Here is a 17,858-nt window from a genome sequence, read left to right as displayed (position 1 = left end):
TTCCTGCCAGTTCAAGGAGCTTATTTCGTCCATGCGAGATAATGCCTGGCCATAACACAATCATTAAGCAACTTATTACCCAAATGGGCCGTTCACTCATTAATGCCGCATTCACGATGATTACCAGGGCCAACCCTGTCAACGTCATCATAATGATAAAACGGTGAGAACCAGGATCAACATTAAATAATAAACCGGCCAGCATACTGATTAAAAACATCGCGCCCGCAGTGCTGAACACAATGATAATGGCATATACAGGAACTAAACTTGCAACGACAATCGCCACCAAAGAGAGTAAAAACAGATATATTACGCCCGCGATGGCGGCATTTATCTTGTTGATATCCTTACTTAAGCCATACATACAAAGTAATAATAACCCTATGGCGACATACATTGGTGGTGAATCATATTTGGTTGCCGTAATTTCGAGATACTTAGCTCCCCAGGCTAGTCCTGCGGTTGCCACCAAACCTAAAGCGGTAATGAGCCATATACCGTTTAATATCCTGGCCTCGTGCTGAAAATCTAATTTATTGCTGTTTTGCGAGTATGATTCCATTCTTTTAGTTGTCCTTAGAAAAAATATTAATATTCACCATCAATAAATTTAAAACCACGCATACAAAATACTTTTGTATTTATGGATACGGAAAACGATTCCGCTCGCTCATAAGGCATATTTTATACCTGGTACTTGTTAAGTGTCGTTTTTAGTAAGAAAAAAATCCCGACACATGGCCGGGATAGTGATGGTGAAAAAGAATTAACGGCGGTTGCCGAAGATCCGTAACAACATCAGGAACAGGTTGATGAAGTCCAGATACAAGGTTAACGCGCCAAGAATGGAATATTTGCGCAGGTTCGACGTGTCGCGGGTATCAATCTGCTCACCCATATTTTTCAATTTCTGAGTGTCATACGCCGTCAATCCGACAAAGACAATCACGCCGATGTAGGTAACTGCCCACATCAATGCTTCGCTTTTCAGCCAGAAGTTGACCAGCGATGCCAGCACAATGCCGATTAACGCCATAAACAGCATATTGCCAAAGCCACTTAAATCGCGCTTCGTGGTGTAACCGTACAGGCTCATTGCGCCGAACATCCCGGCAGTAACGACGAAAGTACTGGCGATAGAAGCAGCGGTATAGACAATGAATATACTGGAAAGCGTAAGACCCGTCAGCGCCGAATAAAGCATAAAGAGCATCGTCGTTACACCTGCGCTCAGCTTTTGAATCATCGCTGATAACACAATAACCAATGCTAATTGCGCGATGATCAGACCGATTAAAAAGACACGGTTAGTGAACAACAGCTCCATCACGGCCGCGGAATTAGCCGCATACTAGGCAACAAATGCGGTCAGCAACAAGCCAACGGTCATCCAGCCATAGACTTGCGCCATATAAGTTTGCAAGCCAGCCCGGGGTTGTACGATTGAATCAGAACGTGGGAATCTGTCCATGACGATCTCCTGAAGATATAAGGAATATCTTAAGGATACTGCAAAATGATGAGGCTGTGCATCGACGCAGCGTAAACGCATGTACTGAGCGGTGAAATTGCCGGACGCAGCGGTGCCTTATCCGGCTAACAAAAAACTACCAGCGTTTTGCCGCCTGCAGATCGCTCTCCCGGGCTTCAACCCAGCGGTCGCCTTCCGGCGTGGCTTCGCGCTTCCAGAACGGTGCGCGGGTTTTGAGATAATCCATAATAAACTGCCCGGCTTCAAACGCACTGCTGCGATGCGCACTGGTGACACCGACAAAAACGATTTCATCGCCCGGCCATAATTCCCCGATGCGGTGAATCACCGTGACGCGCCCCAGCGGCCAGCGGTTACGCGCTTCATCAACAATTTCTGCCAGTGCTTTTTCAGTCATCCCCGGATAGTGTTCGAGGGTTAATGCTTTGACGCTGTCGCCCAGGTTATGGTTGCGCACCTTTCCGGTGAAGGTGACTACCGCACCGTCTTCGTCACGCTCCGCCAGCCACGGGTACTCTTCTCCTACGCTGAACGGCTGCGGGCCGACAACAATTTTGGTTTCTGCCATCTTAACCTCCGGTTACCGGCGGGAAGAAAGCTACTTCGTCGCCGTCAGTCAGCGGATGGTCAAAACTCACCAGCGTCTGGTTGACGGCAGCCAGCAATTTGCCATCTTCCAGCGCCAGCGCCCAGCGATCGCTCTGCGCAGCCAGGTGCTGGCGTAACGCTTCAACGGTTGGGTAATCCGCAGCCACTTCGGTTGCATCTGTTCCCACCAACTCGCGCACCTGGGCGAAAAAAAGAACTTTAATCATCCGCTTCCACCTTAAAGTCACCCGACTTGCCGCCGCTCTTCGCCAGCAAACGTACCGGACCAATCACCATATCTTTTTGCACCGCTTTGCACATGTCATAAATGGTCAGCGCCGCCACGGAGGCCGCGGTTAACGCTTCCATTTCGACACCGGTTTTCCCGGTCAGGCGGCATAAGGTTTCTATACGCACCCGATTGTGCTCCGGCTCGGCCTGTAAATTGACTTCAACTTTGCTGAGCATCAGCGGGTGACACAGCGGGATCAGATCCCAAGTGCGTTTTGCCGCCTGAATACCGGCAATACGCACAGTGGCAAATACGTCGCCTTTGTGGTGGCGACCATCAATAATCATCGCCAGCGTCTCGCTGCGCATGGTGACAAAGGCTTCCGCCCGCGCTTCACGCACGGTTTCCGCTTTGGCGGAGACATCCACCATGTGCGCTTCGCCAGCGGCGTTGATATGGGTCAGTTGCGACATACTTATTTCTTCAAATGTGGATGGAAATTACACGGACGCGTACGGGCATCCAGCTGCGGCGCGATGATATTTTCCCATGCGGTACGGCACGCTTTGGTCGAACCCGGCATGGCGAAAATCAGCGTTTTGTTAGCGACGCCCGCTACCGCACGAGATTGCAACGTGGAAGTGCCAATCTCTTCAAACGACAACATACGGAACACTTCACCAAAACCTTCAACCTCACGGTCGAACAACGGCAGCAGCGCTTCGGGAGCCTGATCACCTTCCGTCAGGCCAGTACCACCCGTAATCAATACCACTTGTACATCGTCGCTGGCGATCCACGCAGATACCTGAGCGCGAATAGCGTAGCGGTTTTCTTTCACAATGGCTTTATCGACAACGTGATGGCCCGCTTCTTGCGCCGAATCGCGCAGATAGTGACCGGAGGTATCGTCTTCTTCACCGCGACGATTAGAAACCGTAAGAATAGCAATACGGGTCGGGATAAATTCAGTGCTTACCTGACTCATCTGATCTCTCCTTTTGACGTTTTAGCCGCCAATGTACGATAAGTTTTGCGTAATACCGGTGTTGTTTTGATGCAGGAAATGGGTCTGTTTCTTCTCCCGCAGCGCCGCTGAAATACGCGCTTCCAGCGCCTGTTGCTGGGTATCGTCTTCCAGCAGATCGCGCAGGTTAACGCCGCCTTCACCAAACAGGCAGAGATGGAGTTTACCAATGGAGGAAACGCGCAGGCGGTTGCAAGTGGCGCAGAAGTCTTTTTCATACGGCATGATAAGGCCAATCTCTCCGGCGTAATCTGGATGGCAAAAGACTTGCGCGGGACCGTCGCTGCGTTGACGTAATTGGTGGATCCAGCCGCGACGCAGTAGCTCGTCACGCAGAACCTGACCAGAGATGTGATGCTTACGGAAGAGCTCGCTGCCCTCGCCCGTTTCCATCAGTTCGATGAAACGCAGCTGGATAGGGCGATGCTGGATCCAGTTCAGAAAGGTGTCGAGCTGGTGATGATTAACATCACGCATCAGCACGGTATTGACTTTGACCTTCTCAAAACCGGCCTCAAATGCAGCATCAATCCCTGCCATGACCTGGTTGAATTTATCCTGCCCGGTAATAGCGTGAAACTGGCGGGCGTCCAAACTGTCGACACTGACGTTAATGCCAGTAAGTCCCGTATCGCGCCAGTTCGCCACATCGCGTTCCAGACGGTAACCATTGGTGGTGACCGCAATCTGGCGGATAGCGTCGTTTTCCCGCACAGCGGCGATGATATCGGTAAAGTCGCGGCGTAAAGACGGCTCTCCTCCTGTCAGGCGCACTTTTTCGGTGCCCAGACTGGCGAAGGCGCGCGTAACCCGGCGAATTTCATCGACGGTAAGAAAGCCTTTATTGGTGACGCCGCTCGGTTTGTAGCCATCCGGCAGGCAGTAGGTGCAACGAAAGTTACACACATCGGTAATCGACAGGCGCAAGTAGTAAAACTTACGCGCAAATGCATCAGTCAGTTGTGAAGCCATGTACACCTTTCCAGATACGGGAGGCGAAGTCATTTCTTCCTTCGCCCTGGTGGCAATCTTTACGAGCATTGTCACGGCCAAAGCACCGTATCAGTTGACCCAGGTGCAGAGGCTAGAGTGTTTAGTGGTTAAGCCGATACTAGCGTGTAAATGAGATTTTTACCATCCACACTTTCGCTATATAATCTTATATATAGCGTCATGATCGTGCTATTTCGCTACAGAATAAGGGAAAATGGCGGTTTTACTTTGATATACATCATCAGGGAGGCATAGCGTGCATCGTCCTTTAGAGATAGAAGAAAATAGTTTGTATCCTCAATATTGGCAGGTTAATTGCTGTTTCCCCGCAATTTGCGCTACTGTAGCGCGGATAATCTGACTCTAGGAAACTATATGCGCAATCGTACGCTGGCTGATCTTGATCGTGTCGTTGCTCTCGGCGGAGGGCATGGACTGGGACGCGTTCTCTCATCACTTTCGTCTTTGGGTTCTCGTTTAACGGGTATCGTCACCACCACGGATAATGGTGGCTCGACGGGGCGTATTCGCCGTTCAGAAGGCGGCATTGCTTGGGGCGATATGCGCAACTGCCTCAACCAGCTGATAACGGAACCGAGCGTCGCCTCCGCGATGTTTGAATACCGTTTTGGCGGCAATGGCGAACTTTCCGGTCATAATCTCGGAAACTTGATGTTAAAGGCGCTGGATCACCTTAGCGTGCGGCCTCTGGAAGCCATCAATTTAATTCGTAATCTGCTGAAAGTGGATACGCATTTGATTCCAATGTCAGAGCATCCTATTGATCTGATGGCGATTGACGATCAGGGGCATGAAGTTTACGGCGAGGTCAATATCGACCAGTTAACTACGCCGATTCAAGAGTTATTGTTAACGCCTAATGTACCCGCAACGCGTGAGGCGGTTCACGCTATCAATGAAGCGGATCTCATCATTATTGGGCCTGGCAGTTTTTATACCAGCCTGATGCCAATTCTGCTGCTGAAGGAAATCGCCCAGGCATTACGCCGCACGCCAGCGCCGATGGTTTATATCGGCAATCTGGGGCGTGAGTTGAGTTTACCTGCGGCTAATTTGAAGCTGGAAAGCAAGCTGGCAATTATGGAGCAGTATGTTGGTAAAAAGGTCATTGATGCGGTCATCGTCGGGCCAAAAGTGGATGTCTCGGCGGTGAAAGAGCGGATTGTGATCCAGGAGGTACTGGAGGCCAGCGATATTCCGTATCGTCATGACCGCCAGTTGTTACATAACGCGCTGGAAAAGGCGTTACAGGCTTTAGGTTAACGGAAATCCGAAGGAAAATTCCGGCTTCCTATTGAAGACAAAGTGCGCGTTGTTTATGCCGGATGCGGCGTGAACGCCTTATCCGGCCTACAAACCGCGCAAATTCAATATATTGCGGAGAAAATGTAGGCCTGATAAGCGTAGCGCATCAGGCTGTTTTCCGTTTGTCATCAGTCTTCTTCGCTATCCTGTTACGATGCGGCAATAAACAACTCACGCAACTGATGCAACTGGTCACGAATTTGTGCCGCTTCTTCGAACTCCAGATTCTGCGCGTGTTGCATCATCAGCCCTTCCAGTTCATGGATTTTCTGCTGCAACGCTTTCGGCGACATATCCATCGGCACATTATCCGGTTCAACAATCGGGCGCGATTTTCCTCTGCCCTTCGCTTTGGTTTTGGCAATGTTCTGCCCCAGCGCCAGGATATCGACCACTTTCTTGTTCAAGCCTTGCGGCGTAATGCCGTGTTCCTCGTTGTACTTCTGCTGTTTCTCACGGCGACGTTCGGTTTCACCAATCGCTTTCGCCATTGATGGAGTGATCTTATCGCCGTAGAGAATCGCTTTACCGTTAACGTTACGTGCCGCACGACCAATGGTCTGGATCAACGAACGTTCGGAACGCAGGAAGCCTTCTTTGTCAGCGTCGAGGATCGCCACCAGCGACACTTCCGGCATATCCAGACCTTCACGCAGTAAGTTGATCCCTACCAATACGTCGAACTCACCCAGACGCAAGTCGCGGATAATCTCCATACGCTCGACGGTGTCGATATCTGAGTGAAGATAACGCACGCGCTCACCGTGTTCTTCGAGATATTCGGTAAGATCTTCCGCCATTCGCTTGGTCAGTGTGGTGACCAGCACGCGTTCGTTAATTGCCGCTCGCTGACGAATCTCCGAAAGAAGATCATCAACCTGTGTCGCCACCGGCCGCACTTCGATAATCGGGTCAAGCAATCCGGTTGGACGCACCACCTGATCCACCACATCGCCGCCGGATTTTTCCAGCTCGTAATTACCCGGCGTCGCCGAAACATAGATGGTTTGCGGCGCTAATGCTTCGAACTCTTCAAACTTAAGCGGACGGTTATCCAGCGCTGATGGCAGGCGGAAGCCGTACTCCACCAGTGTCTCTTTACGCGCCCGGTCACCGCGATACATGCCGCCAATTTGTGGAATGGTGACGTGAGATTCATCGACGACCAGCAGCCCATCGGCAGGCAGGTAATCAAACAGCGTCGGCGGTGGCTCACCCGGTCCACGACCGGAGAGGAAGCGCGAGTAGTTTTCAATCCCCGAACAGTAGCCCAGCTCGTTCATCATCTCCAGATCAAACTGGGTACGCTGGGTCAGCCGCTGCTCTTCCAGCAGTTTGTTGTTTTCCAACAGCACTTTGCGTCTGGCGGCCAGTTCTTCTTTGATCTCCTCCATCGCCTGTACGATGCGCTCGCGCGGTGTGACGTAGTGCGTTTTCGGGTAGATGGTAAAACGTGGAATAGTGGAAACAATCTGCCCGGTCAGCGGGTCAAATAACGACAATCGTTCCACTTCCTCGTCAAACAGTTCCACGCGAAGTGCAATGTCATCCGATTCTGCCGGGAAGATATCTATCACCTCGCCACGAACGCGGAAAGTACCACGCTGGAATGCTTGATCATTACGAGCGTATTGCAGCTCCGCCAGTCGGCGCAGAATCGCGCGCTGATCGATAATCATACCGACCGTGAGATGGAGCATCATCTTGAGATATAAATCAGGATCGCCCAGACCATAAATCGCGGAAACAGACGCCACTACAATCACATCACGCCGCTCCAGCATCGCTTTGGTGGCGGACAAACGCATCTGCTCAATATGTTCGTTAACCGAGGCATCTTTCTCAATGAAGGTGTCGGAACTCGGTACATAGGCTTCCGGCTGATAGTAGTCGTAGTAGGAGACGAAATACTCCACCGCGTTTTCCGGGAAGAACTCTTTCATTTCGCCATACAGCTGGGCCGCCAGCGTTTTGTTGGGCGCAAGTACCATGGTTGGGCGCTGAAGGTCAGCAATGACATTGGCAATGGTGAAGGTTTTCCCGGAGCCAGTCACGCCAAGTAACGTCTGGTGCGCCAGGCCATCTTCCAGCCCCTCTTCGAGACGTCGAATCGCCTCTGGCTGATCGCCAGAAGGTTTAAAAACGGAATTCAGTTTGAACGGTTTACTCATGAGTCGCTACCTGAAGGAGTTGGGCGGGCAGGTATGTAATTTTACTCGTCGAACTTAATTATGCCAACAAATTATACTGGATAAAAAAACAGTTCATCACCATAATATTTCTGATACAGCGTAAACTCCGCTGTCAATCATGAGCAAAATTTACTCTGTGGCGAGATAAAACTCCGGCCTTACCGGGTTATCCCCAAAGCAACGGCTTTTTTAACATTTGTCAAGATGAGTGATGACAGTTTTATGGCAAGAGATGCCTGTTCAGTGACTGCCATTGCATTTATCTAACCAGTTAAAAAATAAAAGATATTTCTTTGAGCCGTCTTTAACGCCAATTCGCGTGCAAGCCGCGTATTCTCTCGCTTGCCTCGTGTTTTCTAACTCTAATACACATGGTTATCCACAGGAATAGTGGATAACTGTCTCCAGCCCCTATCCCCCGCCGCCTGGGCAATTCCCACATTCGCCGCATGAGGCGGAAGTAAAATTTTTTTCGTGATTATTTTAGAATTTAATTGGTTAAATTGCAGTCAATCGAAGACGCGATCTCGCTCGCAATTTAACCAAATACAGAATGGCTACAACAAGGCAAGGTTTATGTACTTTCCGGTTGCCGCATTTTCTGGATTTTCTGCAAGCCAGGGGATCTCTCCCAGCAGCGGCGCGGGAATCATGCGGGTGAGCGTGGTCATATATTCAGCGTGACGTTTTCCCGGAGGCGTAACATCGTTCGCCACCCAACCCGCCAGAGTCAGTCCGGCGTGTTGTATTGCCTGCGCAGTCAACATCGCGTGATTAATACAGCCGAGTTTCACACCAACTACCAGTATCACCGGCAGTTGTTCCTGTGTTACCCAATCTGCAAAAGTGAAAGTGTCAGAAAGCGGCGTAAACCAGCCGCCAGCACCTTCCACTAACACCCAGTCAGCCTGTTGTTCAAGCGCGCGTAATCCGGCGCTCATTACCAATGATTCTATCGGCCTGCCCTCTTGGGCGCTGATGATGTGCGGCGAGGTGGGTTCTGCGAAGGTGTAAGGATTTACCGTTGCGTAATCCAGCTGCAGGCTGCTGTTGTGCTGTAACGCCAGCGCGTCACTATTACGTAAGCCTTCCGGGGTCTTTTCGCTGCCAGAGGCGACCGGTTTATAACCTGCCGTCCGATAACCTACTGCCTTCGCGGCTTGTAAAAGTGCACAACTGGCGACGGTTTTCCCCACTTCGGTATCCGTTCCGGTGACAAAATAACGTTTACTCACGAGCAATCACTCCCAAAAAAAGATGATACGTCAGAGGATATCGCCCCTGTTGTTGCGGCCAGGCCAGTTGCAATCGCTGCAACTGCGAACGCGTTAATATTCGCGGGTCGCGCCCTTCATGAAGATGCGTAGCACCGATGCCTTTCAGCGAACGCATGGCACTGAGCGCATCATCAAACCATAGTGTGATGAGCTGAATATGATGTTGATAACGTACGCCGTTCAGCGACTCTTCGATTTCATCTGGCGGTAAAAAGCGATTAGCATGCGGACGCTCGTCCACCGCCTGCCGCGCCTGATGCAGTTCGGGTAACGATCCCTGCACCAGCGTGGTAAACGCGACCACGCCTCCGGGGCGCACCACCCGATACAGCTCGCGGAGTGCCGTGGATAAATTACCGCACCACTGCACCGCGAGATTGCTCCATGCAAGATCGAACGTCGCAGTCGCTAACGGCAGGGATTCGATATCTCCCGCCAGATAATGATCTGCGGCATCTTTATGGCGGGCTTGTGCAAGCATTGGCGGCGAGAGATCTAACGCCGTCACCTGCGCGTGACGTTCCCGCCAGTGGCGGCTCATCCAGCCAGGTCCACAACCCGCGTCCAGTACGTGGGTGTATTTACGCTGTGGAAGCATTGCCAGTAAGGCGTCAGCACTCTGGCGCTGTAGATCTGCATGTTGCTCATAGTGTGCGGCTGCCCGACCAAATGCCGCTGCAATGGCTTGTTTATTAACCGTTGCCATGCAGCACCTCCAGCAGACGGTCGATATCCTGCATTTCATGCGCAGCGGTTAGCGTTAAGCGCAGTCGCGCAGTACCAGCGGGTACGGTTGGCGGGCGAATCGCCGTGACCCAGCAGCCTTGCTGGCGCAGTTTTTCTGCCAGTTGTAACGCACGGCTGTTATCACCGACGATCAATGGCTGGATGGCGCTGCATGAATCAGCCAGCGTAAACGGCAAATCCTGTACTCCGGCACGAAAACGCGCAATGAGTGACACCAGTTTTTCGCGCCGTGCATCCCCCTCATCACGGCGAATGACCGCCAGCGACGCACGTAATGCCTGCGCCTGAGCGGGCGGCATACTGGTGCTGTAGATAAGGTGGCGGGCGAATTGCAGCAGATAATCCGCCACCGTACTTGAGCAAAGCACCGCAGCCCCACTGACGCCAAATCCTTTGCCAAAAGTCACTACCAGCAATTCTGGTTTTACCTTTTGCAGCCAGCAGCTGCCGCGCCCCTGCTCCCCGATAACGCCCGTGCCGTGGGCATCATCGACCATCAACCAGCCATTGTGCTGTTGCGTTACCTGCTGGATTTCCGCCAGTGGCGCGCTATCGCCGTCCATGCTGAACACGCCTTCTGTCACCACCAGTTGCTGCCCCGGACAGGGGGAAGCAAGCAGTCGCGCCAGATGAGCGACATCGTTATGAGTAAAACGGCGAAGCTGCGACGGGCTTAAACTGGCAGCCTCCAGCAATGAGGCATGGCTAAGCCGGTCGGCAACAATACGGTCCTCTTTCGCCATCATCGCGGCAATGACTGCCTGATTCGCGGCAAAACCAGAGATAAACAGCAGCGCCCGCGAATAGCCAAGCCACTCGGCCAGTTCTTCTTCCAGCGCCTGATGCACCACGCTATAACCGCTGACGTGACCGGAGCCGCCGCTACCGATGCCAAATTGCTCCGCCCCCTGCTTCCAGGCACGGATAATTTGCGGATGATGGCTTAAACCTAAATAATCGTTACTGGAAAAGTTCAGATACTGGCGATCATCCGCCACCAGCCAGCGTCCGGCTCCTTGCGCCACCGGATAACGGCGACGCAGGGCATCGGCAGCACGCCGCGCATCGAGCGCCGCGTTGATTTTCTCCTGCCAGCTCATAATGCTGCCGCGTTGTAATATTCGTCGGTGTCCGGGGTCATCAGCGCCTGTCCAAGACGTTGCTGTTGTTCGTTATCCCCTGCCAGCACGGCAGTTTGCTGCGGATTTAGCCCCAGTTTGCGGAACAGTTGCAGGTCTTTATCTTCTTCCGGATTCGGCGTGGTCAGCAGTTTGCAACCGTAGAAAATCGAGTTTGCGCCTGCCATAAAGCACATCGCCTGAGTCTGTTCGTTCATCTGCTCGCGTCCGGCAGAAAGGCGCACGTAAGAGGTCGGCATCATGATCCGCGCTACGGCAATGGTGCGAATAAAATCAAAGGCATCAACGTCATCGTTATCGGCAAGCGGCGTGCCTTTCACCTTCACCAGCATGTTGATTGGTACGCTTTCCGGCGGCGTCGGCAGGTTTGCCAGTTGCAGCAATAATCCGGCGCGATCTTTTACCGTTTCGCCTAAGCCCACAATGCCACCTGAGCAGACTTTGATCCCGGCATCGCGCACTTTTTCCAGCGTATCGAGGCGTTCCTGATAAGTGCGTGTGGTGATGATATTGCCGTAAAACTCCGGCGAGGTGTCCAGGTTGTGGTTGTAGTAATCCAGCCCGGCGTTCGCGAGGCGCTGCGCCTGAGATTCACTCAACGTGCCCAGCGTCATACACGCCTCTAGCCCCATCGCTTTTACCCCCTGCACCATTTGTTCCAGGTACGGCATATCGCGTTCGTGGGGATTCTTCCATGCCGCGCCCATACAGAAGCGCGTCGATCCTGCCGCTTTCGCTTTGCGCGCCGACTCCAGCACCTGTTCAACTTCCATCAACCGCTCGGCTTCCAGCCCGGTTTTGTAGCGCGAGCTTTGCGGGCAGTATTTGCAATCTTCCGGACAAGCTCCGGTCTTAATCGACAGCAACGTGCTGACCTGCACCTGACGAGGATCGAAATGCTGGCGATGCACCTGCTGCGCTTCAAACAGCAGATCCAGCAACGGTTTTTCAAATAATTCTGTGACTTGCGACAATGTCCAGCGTGGGCGGTGAGCCATGGGGCTTCTCCAAAACGTGTTTTTTGTTGTTAATTCGGTGTAGGCTTGTAAACCTAAATCTTTTCAATTTGGTTTACAAGTCGATTATGACAACGGACGATCTTGCCTTTGACCAACGCCATATCTGGCACCCATACACATCCATGACCTCCCCTCTGCCGGTTTATCCGGTGGCGAGCGCCGAAGGTTGCGAGCTAATTTTGTCTGACGGCAGACGCCTGGTTGACGGTATGTCGTCCTGGTGGGCGGCGATCCACGGCTACAATCACCCGCAGCTTAATGCGGCGATGAAGACGCAAATTGATGCCATGTCGCATGTGATGTTTGGCGGTATCACCCATGCGCCCGCCATCGAGCTATGCCGCAAACTGGTGGCAATGACGCCGCAACCGCTGGAGTGCGTTTTTCTCGCGGACTCCGGTTCCGTAGCGGTGGAAGTGGCGATGAAAATGGCGTTGCAGTACTGGCAAGCCAAAGGCGAAGCGCGCCAGCGTTTTCTGACCTTCCGCAATGGTTATCATGGCGATACCTTTGGCGCGATGTCGGTGTGCGATCCGGACAACTCAATGCACAGCCTGTGGAAAGGCTATCTGCCAGAAAACTTGTTTGCTCCCGCCCCGCAAAGCCGCATGGATGGTGAATGGGATAAACGCGATATGGTTGGTTTTGCCCGCCTGATGGCGGCGCATCGTCATGAAATCGCAGCGGTGATCATTGAGCCGATTGTCCAGGGCGCAGGCGGGATGCGCATGTACCATCCGGAATGGTTAAAACGAATCCGCAAAATGTGCGATCGCGAAGGTATCTTGCTGATTGCCGACGAGATCGCCACCGGATTTGGTCGTACCGGCAAACTGTTTGCCTGTGAATATGCAGAAATCGCGCCGGACATTTTGTGCCTCGGTAAAGCCTTAACCGGCGGCACAATGACCCTTTCCGCCACACTTACCACGCGCGAGGTTGCAGAAACCATCAGTAACGGCGAAGCCGGCTGCTTTATGCATGGGCCAACTTTTATGGGCAATCCGCTGGCCTGCGCGGCAGCAAACGCCAGCCTGGCGATTATCGAATCCGGCGAATGGCAGCAGCAGGTGGCGGCTATTGAAGTGCAGCTGCGCGAGCAACTGGCACCAGCCCGTGATGCCGAAATGGTTGCCGATGTGCGCGTACTGGGGGCAATCGGTGTGGTCGAAACCACTCGTCCGGTGAATATGGCGGCGCTGCAAAAATTCTTTGTCGAACAGGGGGTATGGATCCGGCCTTTTGGCAAACTGATTTACCTGATGCCGCCCTATATTATTCTCCCGCAACAGTTGCAGCGTCTGACCGCAGCGGTTAACCGCGCGGTACAGGATGAAACATTTTTTTGCCAATAACGGGAAGTCAGCGTGAGGGTTTCTGGCTACACTTTCTGCAAACAAGAAAGGAGGGTTCATTAAACTCATCAGTAACGATCTGCGCGATGGCGATAAGTTGCCGCATCGTCATGTCTTTAACGGCATGGGTTACGATGGCGATAATATTTCACCGCATCTGGCGTGGGATGATGTTCCTGCGGGAACGAAAAGTTTTGTTGTCACCTGCTACGACCCGGATGCGCCAACCGGCTCCGGCTGGTGGCACTGGGTAGTTGTTAATTTACCCGCTGATACCCGCGTATTACCGCAAGGGTTTGGCTCTGGTCTGGTAGCAATGCCAGACGGCGTTTTGCAGACGCGTACCGATTTTGGTAAAACCGGATACGATGGCGCAGCGCCGCCGAAAGGCGAAACCCATCGCTACATTTTTACCGTTCACGCGCTGGATGTAGAGCGTATTGATGTCGATGAAGGAGCCAGCGGCGCGATGGTCGGGTTTAACGTTCATTTCCACTCTCTGGCAAGCGCATCGATTACCGCGATGTTTAGTTAATCACTCTGCCAGATGGCGCAATGCCATCTGGTATCACTTAAAGGTATTAAAAACAACTTTTTGTCTTTTTACCTTCCCGTTTCGCTCAAGTTAGTATAAAAAAGCTGAACGTGAAACAATAAAAACCATTAATATCAATGTGTTACAATAAATTTAATTTAAAAAATAGACTGCATAATACTGCAAAACATAACATATCCAGTCACTATGAATCAACTACTTAGATAGTATTAGTGACCTGTAACAGAGCATTAGCGCAAGGTGATTTTTTGTCTTCTTGCGCTAATTTTTTGTCAAACACATTACGTCATTTGCTGAATTTACAACCATGCTCAATATCTCGATAAGCGCAGAGAAATGATGCAGTGGTGGGCTGACTGGATTGATGAAAAGGTGGAGTGATCCGCCTTAACCACTATCGGAAAGCGCAAAGCCTTGCAATCCAGTGCAAAGCTTTGTGTGTCTCAGTTTTGTCTCATCAGACATAGCAAGTATCGATCAATTGAGACTTGGATGATAGACTTCATGCCTTTCAGAGTTCATTGATTAAATAAATGTTAAAGTTATTTGTAAAGTACACATCTATAGGTGTGCTGAACACACTTATACACTGGGTGGTTTTTGGTGTATGTATCTATGCCGCACATACCAGTCAGGCTCTGGCAAACTTCACAGGTTTCGTAGTGGCTGTGAGCTTTAGCTTCTTCGCGAATGCAAGATTCACATTCAAAGCATCGACTACAGCGATGCGCTACATGTTATACGTGGGATTTATGGGAATATTGAGTGTGATTGTTGGTTGGGCAGCTGATAAATGCTCACTTCCTCCAATAGTCACTCTTATCACCTTCTCCGCCATCAGTCTGGTGTGCGGTTTCGTCTATTCAAAGTTCATTGTCTTTAGGGATGCGAAATGAAAATATCTCTTGTCGTTCCTGTCTTCAATGAAGAAGAAGCGATACCTGTTTTCTATAAAACGGTACGTGAATTCCAAGAGTTGAAGCCATATGAAGTAGAAATTGTATTCATAAATGACGGAAGTAAAGATGCCACGGAGTCAATTATTAACGCGCTGGCTGTTTCAGACCCGCTAGTTGTTCCGCTGTCATTTACACGCAACTTTGGTAAAGAACCAGCCTTATTTGCAGGGTTAGACCATGCAAGCGGCGATGCTGTAATTCCTATTGATGTCGACCTGCAAGATCCTATTGAGGTCATCCCTCATCTTATTGAAAAGTGGCAGGCAGGTGCTGACATGGTGCTTGCTAAACGTTCAGACCGCTCAACTGATGGACGACTGAAACGTAAGACAGCTGAGTGGTTCTATAAGTTACACAACAAAATAAGCACCCCAAAGATCGAGGAAAATGTCGGAGATTTTCGACTCATGTCTCGTGAGGTTGTGGAGAACATTAAACTGTTGCCTGAGCGCAATCTTTTCATGAAAGGCATACTGAGCTGGGTGGGTGGTCAGACAGATGTCGTTGAATATGTACGCGCAGAGCGCGTTGCTGGCATCTCAAAATTTAATGGCTGGAAATTATGGAATCTGGCACTGGAAGGTATCACAAGTTTTTCAACCTTTCCTCTTCGCGTATGGACTTATATAGGTTTGTTTGTTGCAAGCATTTCATTTTTATATAGTGCATGGATGATTATAGACACCCTTGTCTTTGGTAACCCAGTACGCGGGTATCCCTCCCTGCTTGTATCAATACTTTTCTTGGGTGGAGTGCAACTGATCGGGATTGGTGTTCTCGGTGAATATATAGGTAGAATTTATTTAGAAACAAAATTAAGACCACGGTACTTAATTAAAAGCAGAAAATAACAGGATGATCTTATGAAGATATTCATAATGCGCAATTGGCACAAGATATCAATTTTTATACTTGCATTTACTTTGATTTGGCTTAGGCGCATTGATATTTTGACAAATGCCCAGTTTTGGGCTGAGGATGCAGTTTTTTGGTATAAAGATGCATACGAACAAGGTTTTTTCAGTTCACTCATAACCCCAAGAAATGGTTATTTTCAAACAGTATCAACACTCATTGTTGGTGCGACGACATTTATTAATCCAATTTACGCACCATTATTATCAAACTTTTTTGGAATAATAATTAGAGCTATAATCATATGGTTCTTATTTACCGATAGATTTAAATTCCTAAGCACCACATCAAAAATCTTCATCTCTGTATATTTAATTTGCATGCCTGGGCTTGATGAAGTCCAAGCCAATATAACAAATGCTCACTGGTATTTATCATTGTATGTAGCAATGATAATAATATCTGAAGATATCCAAGTCAAAATTATGGAAAGCACATGATTTATTTTTTATAGTTTTATCTGGATTGAGCGGTCCATTTATTATATTTATAATTGCATCATCTGTTTTTAAATATTTACACTTATCAAAAGGAGTAATAAGCATAAGAGGTTTATACTTATTTTATACTCGACTACCATATTTGGCAATGATCTTGTGTGGGCTGATACAGGCAACATCAATAATTCTTACATTTAATGGAACAAGATCACATGCTCCATTAGGATTCAGTTTTGATGTTATGTCATCTATAATATCATCTAATGTATTTCTTTTTTCATTTGTCCCTTGGAATATCGCTGATGCTGGATGGGATAATCACCTTTTATCGTACACACTATCAACTTTAGTGATTACATTATGTGTTTTCCTTTATATTAAAGGAAATTGGCAAATGAAAGTGTTTGCCACCCTTCCAATACTTATTGTCACATTTTCTATGGCAAAACCTCAACTGGCAGATTCTGTGCCTCAACTGCCAACACTTGCAACCGGAAACGGGTCAAGGTATTTTGTAAATATTCTTTAAAATCTATGTTTCAGTCATCCTTATTGTAATGATAAAGTTAAACTTTTTTATAACCCCTCTTCCTGACATGAACTGGTCTCAAGGAGCAGAATTAATAAATAAAGCAAAACATGGAGAAGCTGTCTCATTTGCAGTGCTCCCTCCATGGTTAACTCTTGATTTAATAAAAAAATAAAACTTCACATTAATAAATAACAATGAATCCGCCTCCCTACGTATTCCCGTAGGGAGGCTGTCGTGTTTATAGTAGCCTGGTAATGCTAAATGCAAACGAACTGGAGATTCCTGCTCCGCTAAGCGTATTGCGCAGGGTCACCCTAAATGTATCTACACCAATATAAGTAACATCACAACTAACTGAATCAGGCGCAGATATAGGTGTTATCTGAACCACATAACCATTAGTAGCTGCTGCGAGCGGATGAGAAAACGTTACATCATACACACCAGTAGCATGCGCGTTAACCGATGAAACACCCGGCGCAATGTCTACACTACCATTGGCGTTAATTCTCCCTGAACGCGTAACTGACTCTGCAGAAACCGATGTGGCCTTACTGGTTATTTCCATAAAGGTGCAACCAATATCGCTCAATTCGCAATTGTTACCTGTTATCCAGTATGGTCGATCTGGACTTGGCTGATAATCCCCTGCGCTCTGGAACGTTGTGCCATTGAGTAAGACTGTAACTTTTCCCCCACCTGAGCTTGTTACTTGTATATTCGTGTGCGTGTAGCGTACACTGCTCACGCGATGAAAATTTCCACCGTTTATAACTACCGTTACAGGTCGCGTCCCAGTATTATCTATAGCAAGGTCTGCTCCCCCGGCATTAGCCTCGAAGTATGGGGTGTTTAACACCAAAGCACACGAACAGTTAAGACCATTTATGGCTAATTGCGCACCACCTGTGCCGGAATCCCCCTGAGTACCATTTCCTTCACAAGTCAGGCTGTTGATAGTAGTTCCTGCCCCCCATCTATCACCAAGTATTCCCCACCTAGTATTTTCGCTAACTGTCAACCTGTTAATTGTGATCGCGTTTAGTTCCGAAGATTCATCAGAAGC

The 17,858-nt window shown here is 49.6% G+C and carries 18 protein-coding genes, 2 pseudogenes and 1 riboswitch; of the genes and pseudogenes, 7 read left to right on the top strand and 13 right to left on the bottom strand.

All coding sequences use genetic code 11. From position 1 onward, the window contains the following. From ACUU1M_RS13175 to moaA, 7 genes and pseudogenes are all read right to left on the bottom strand, one after another. On the bottom strand, nt 1-565 hold a 565-nt coding region (locus tag ACUU1M_RS13175; RefSeq protein WP_449144673.1), incomplete at its 3' end, for a Bax inhibitor-1/YccA family protein. A 204-nt stretch (nt 566-769) separates the two neighbouring features. After that, nucleotides 770-1,474, bottom strand: a pseudogene (locus ACUU1M_RS13170) (Bax inhibitor-1/YccA family protein). Nucleotides 1,475-1,610: 136 nt separating this feature from the next. Continuing rightward, the gene (moaE, locus tag ACUU1M_RS13165; RefSeq protein ID WP_000852286.1) at nt 1,611-2,063 is read right to left on the bottom strand and encodes a molybdopterin synthase catalytic subunit MoaE; all 453 of its coding nucleotides are present in this window, start codon (nt 2,061-2,063) and stop codon (nt 1,611-1,613) included. A gap of 1 nt (nt 2,064) precedes the next feature. After that, on the bottom strand, nt 2,065-2,310 hold the full coding sequence (gene moaD / locus ACUU1M_RS13160) for a molybdopterin synthase sulfur carrier subunit (protein WP_000598624.1): 246 nt from the start codon (nt 2,308-2,310) through the stop codon (nt 2,065-2,067). After that, a complete protein-coding gene (gene moaC / locus ACUU1M_RS13155; protein WP_045177428.1) occupies nt 2,303-2,788 on the bottom strand; it encodes a cyclic pyranopterin monophosphate synthase MoaC in 486 nt (161 codons plus the stop codon). Before moaC ends, moaD begins: the two co-directional genes overlap by 8 nt. Nucleotides 2,789-2,790: 2 nt before the next feature. Continuing rightward, complete coding sequence (moaB, locus tag ACUU1M_RS13150; protein ID WP_000084639.1) at nt 2,791-3,303, bottom strand: molybdenum cofactor biosynthesis protein B; 513 nt, start codon at nt 3,301-3,303, stop codon at nt 2,791-2,793. 21 nt (nt 3,304-3,324) lie between these two features. Beyond that, nucleotides 3,325-4,314: a GTP 3',8-cyclase MoaA gene (moaA, locus tag ACUU1M_RS13145; RefSeq protein ID WP_152028976.1), complete on the bottom strand. Its 990-nt coding sequence runs from the start codon at nt 4,312-4,314 to the stop codon at nt 3,325-3,327. After that, nucleotides 4,302-4,446: riboswitch (molybdenum cofactor riboswitch) on the bottom strand. (Overlaps the previous gene by 13 nt.) 264 nt (nt 4,447-4,710) lie before the next feature. Here moaA and yvcK point away from each other — a divergent pair. Further along, entirely contained in the window at nt 4,711-5,619 is a 909-nt protein-coding gene (yvcK, locus tag ACUU1M_RS13140; protein WP_087604695.1) for a uridine diphosphate-N-acetylglucosamine-binding protein YvcK, read from the top strand. 191 nt (nt 5,620-5,810) lie between these two features. Here yvcK and uvrB read toward each other — a convergent pair whose 3' ends face one another. From uvrB to bioB, 5 genes are all read right to left on the bottom strand, one after another. Next, the gene (uvrB, locus tag ACUU1M_RS13135; protein ID WP_000042549.1) at nt 5,811-7,832 is read right to left on the bottom strand and encodes an excinuclease ABC subunit UvrB; all 2,022 of its coding nucleotides are present in this window, start codon (nt 7,830-7,832) and stop codon (nt 5,811-5,813) included. 578 nt (nt 7,833-8,410) lie between these two features. Further along, nucleotides 8,411-9,088 carry a dethiobiotin synthase gene (gene bioD, locus ACUU1M_RS13130; protein WP_000044868.1) on the bottom strand — a complete coding sequence of 226 codons (678 nt, stop codon included), beginning with the start codon at nt 9,086-9,088 and terminating at the stop codon, nt 8,411-8,413. Further along, nucleotides 9,081-9,836, bottom strand: a complete 756-nt coding sequence (gene bioC / locus ACUU1M_RS13125) for a malonyl-ACP O-methyltransferase BioC (RefSeq protein ID WP_000246759.1) — start codon at nt 9,834-9,836, stop codon at nt 9,081-9,083. The genes bioD and bioC overlap by 8 nt, the downstream gene beginning before the upstream one ends. After that, nucleotides 9,823-10,977 carry an 8-amino-7-oxononanoate synthase gene (bioF, locus tag ACUU1M_RS13120; protein ID WP_000118810.1) on the bottom strand — a complete coding sequence of 385 codons (1,155 nt, stop codon included), beginning with the start codon at nt 10,975-10,977 and terminating at the stop codon, nt 9,823-9,825. The genes bioC and bioF overlap by 14 nt, the downstream gene beginning before the upstream one ends. Further along, nucleotides 10,974-12,014 carry a biotin synthase BioB gene (gene bioB, locus ACUU1M_RS13115; protein WP_000951214.1) on the bottom strand — a complete coding sequence of 347 codons (1,041 nt, stop codon included), beginning with the start codon at nt 12,012-12,014 and terminating at the stop codon, nt 10,974-10,976. Before bioB ends, bioF begins: the two co-directional genes overlap by 4 nt. 86 nt (nt 12,015-12,100) lie before the next feature. Here bioB and bioA point away from each other — a divergent pair, with 86 nt between their 5' ends. From bioA to ACUU1M_RS13085, 6 genes and pseudogenes are all read left to right on the top strand, one after another. After that, on the top strand, nt 12,101-13,390 hold the full coding sequence (gene bioA / locus ACUU1M_RS13110) for an adenosylmethionine--8-amino-7-oxononanoate transaminase (protein ID WP_024260743.1): 1,290 nt from the start codon (nt 12,101-12,103) through the stop codon (nt 13,388-13,390). A gap of 58 nt (nt 13,391-13,448) precedes the next feature. Beyond that, nucleotides 13,449-13,925 carry a kinase inhibitor gene (locus ACUU1M_RS13105; RefSeq protein ID WP_000767391.1) on the top strand — a complete coding sequence of 159 codons (477 nt, stop codon included), beginning with the start codon at nt 13,449-13,451 and terminating at the stop codon, nt 13,923-13,925. Nucleotides 13,926-14,243: 318 nt separating this feature from the next. Further along, nucleotides 14,244-14,327, top strand: a pseudogene (locus ACUU1M_RS13100) (hypothetical protein); the annotation flags it as partial. 152 nt (nt 14,328-14,479) lie between these two features. After that, entirely contained in the window at nt 14,480-14,842 is a 363-nt protein-coding gene (locus ACUU1M_RS13095) for a GtrA family protein (RefSeq protein WP_000915848.1), read from the top strand. Beyond that, nucleotides 14,839-15,756 carry a glycosyltransferase family 2 protein gene (locus tag ACUU1M_RS13090; protein WP_000703661.1) on the top strand — a complete coding sequence of 306 codons (918 nt, stop codon included), beginning with the start codon at nt 14,839-14,841 and terminating at the stop codon, nt 15,754-15,756. The genes ACUU1M_RS13095 and ACUU1M_RS13090 overlap by 4 nt, the downstream gene beginning before the upstream one ends. 12 nt (nt 15,757-15,768) lie before the next feature. Further along, nucleotides 15,769-16,260: a hypothetical protein gene (locus ACUU1M_RS13085; RefSeq protein ID WP_000688543.1), complete on the top strand. Its 492-nt coding sequence runs from the start codon at nt 15,769-15,771 to the stop codon at nt 16,258-16,260. 770 nt (nt 16,261-17,030) lie between these two features. Here the strand turns inward: ACUU1M_RS13085 and ACUU1M_RS13080 are convergent. After that, nucleotides 17,031-17,858 (bottom strand): hypothetical protein (locus tag ACUU1M_RS13080; RefSeq protein ID WP_449144672.1); only part of this gene is annotated, 828 nt, incomplete at its 5' end.

The organism is Shigella sp. SIG6 (assembly GCF_053555815.1).
Note: the sequence above shows the minus strand (reverse complement) of the source record. Positions and strands in the feature narration are given on the sequence as shown.

Coding starts and splice junctions, on each gene's coding strand:
- moaC (WP_045177428.1), bottom strand. CDS start 2,788: ATGTCGCAACTGACCCATATCAACGCCGCTGGCGAAGCGCACATGGTG.
- bioF (WP_000118810.1), bottom strand. CDS start 10,977: ATGAGCTGGCAGGAGAAAATCAACGCGGCGCTCGATGCGCGGCGTGCT.
- uvrB (WP_000042549.1), bottom strand. CDS start 7,832: ATGAGTAAACCGTTCAAACTGAATTCCGTTTTTAAACCTTCTGGCGAT.
- yvcK (WP_087604695.1), top strand. CDS start 4,711: ATGCGCAATCGTACGCTGGCTGATCTTGATCGTGTCGTTGCTCTCGGC.
- moaE (WP_000852286.1), bottom strand. CDS start 2,063: ATGGCAGAAACCAAAATTGTTGTCGGCCCGCAGCCGTTCAGCGTAGGA.
- moaA (WP_152028976.1), bottom strand. CDS start 4,314: ATGGCTTCACAACTGACTGATGCATTTGCGCGTAAGTTTTACTACTTG.
- bioB (WP_000951214.1), bottom strand. CDS start 12,014: ATGGCTCACCGCCCACGCTGGACATTGTCGCAAGTCACAGAATTATTT.
- bioA (WP_024260743.1), top strand. CDS start 12,101: ATGACAACGGACGATCTTGCCTTTGACCAACGCCATATCTGGCACCCA.
- moaD (WP_000598624.1), bottom strand. CDS start 2,310: ATGATTAAAGTTCTTTTTTTCGCCCAGGTGCGCGAGTTGGTGGGAACA.
- bioC (WP_000246759.1), bottom strand. CDS start 9,836: ATGGCAACGGTTAATAAACAAGCCATTGCAGCGGCATTTGGTCGGGCA.
- moaB (WP_000084639.1), bottom strand. CDS start 3,303: ATGAGTCAGGTAAGCACTGAATTTATCCCGACCCGTATTGCTATTCTT.
- ACUU1M_RS13090 (WP_000703661.1), top strand. CDS start 14,839: ATGAAAATATCTCTTGTCGTTCCTGTCTTCAATGAAGAAGAAGCGATA.
- ACUU1M_RS13085 (WP_000688543.1), top strand. CDS start 15,769: ATGAAGATATTCATAATGCGCAATTGGCACAAGATATCAATTTTTATA.
- ACUU1M_RS13095 (WP_000915848.1), top strand. CDS start 14,480: ATGTTAAAGTTATTTGTAAAGTACACATCTATAGGTGTGCTGAACACA.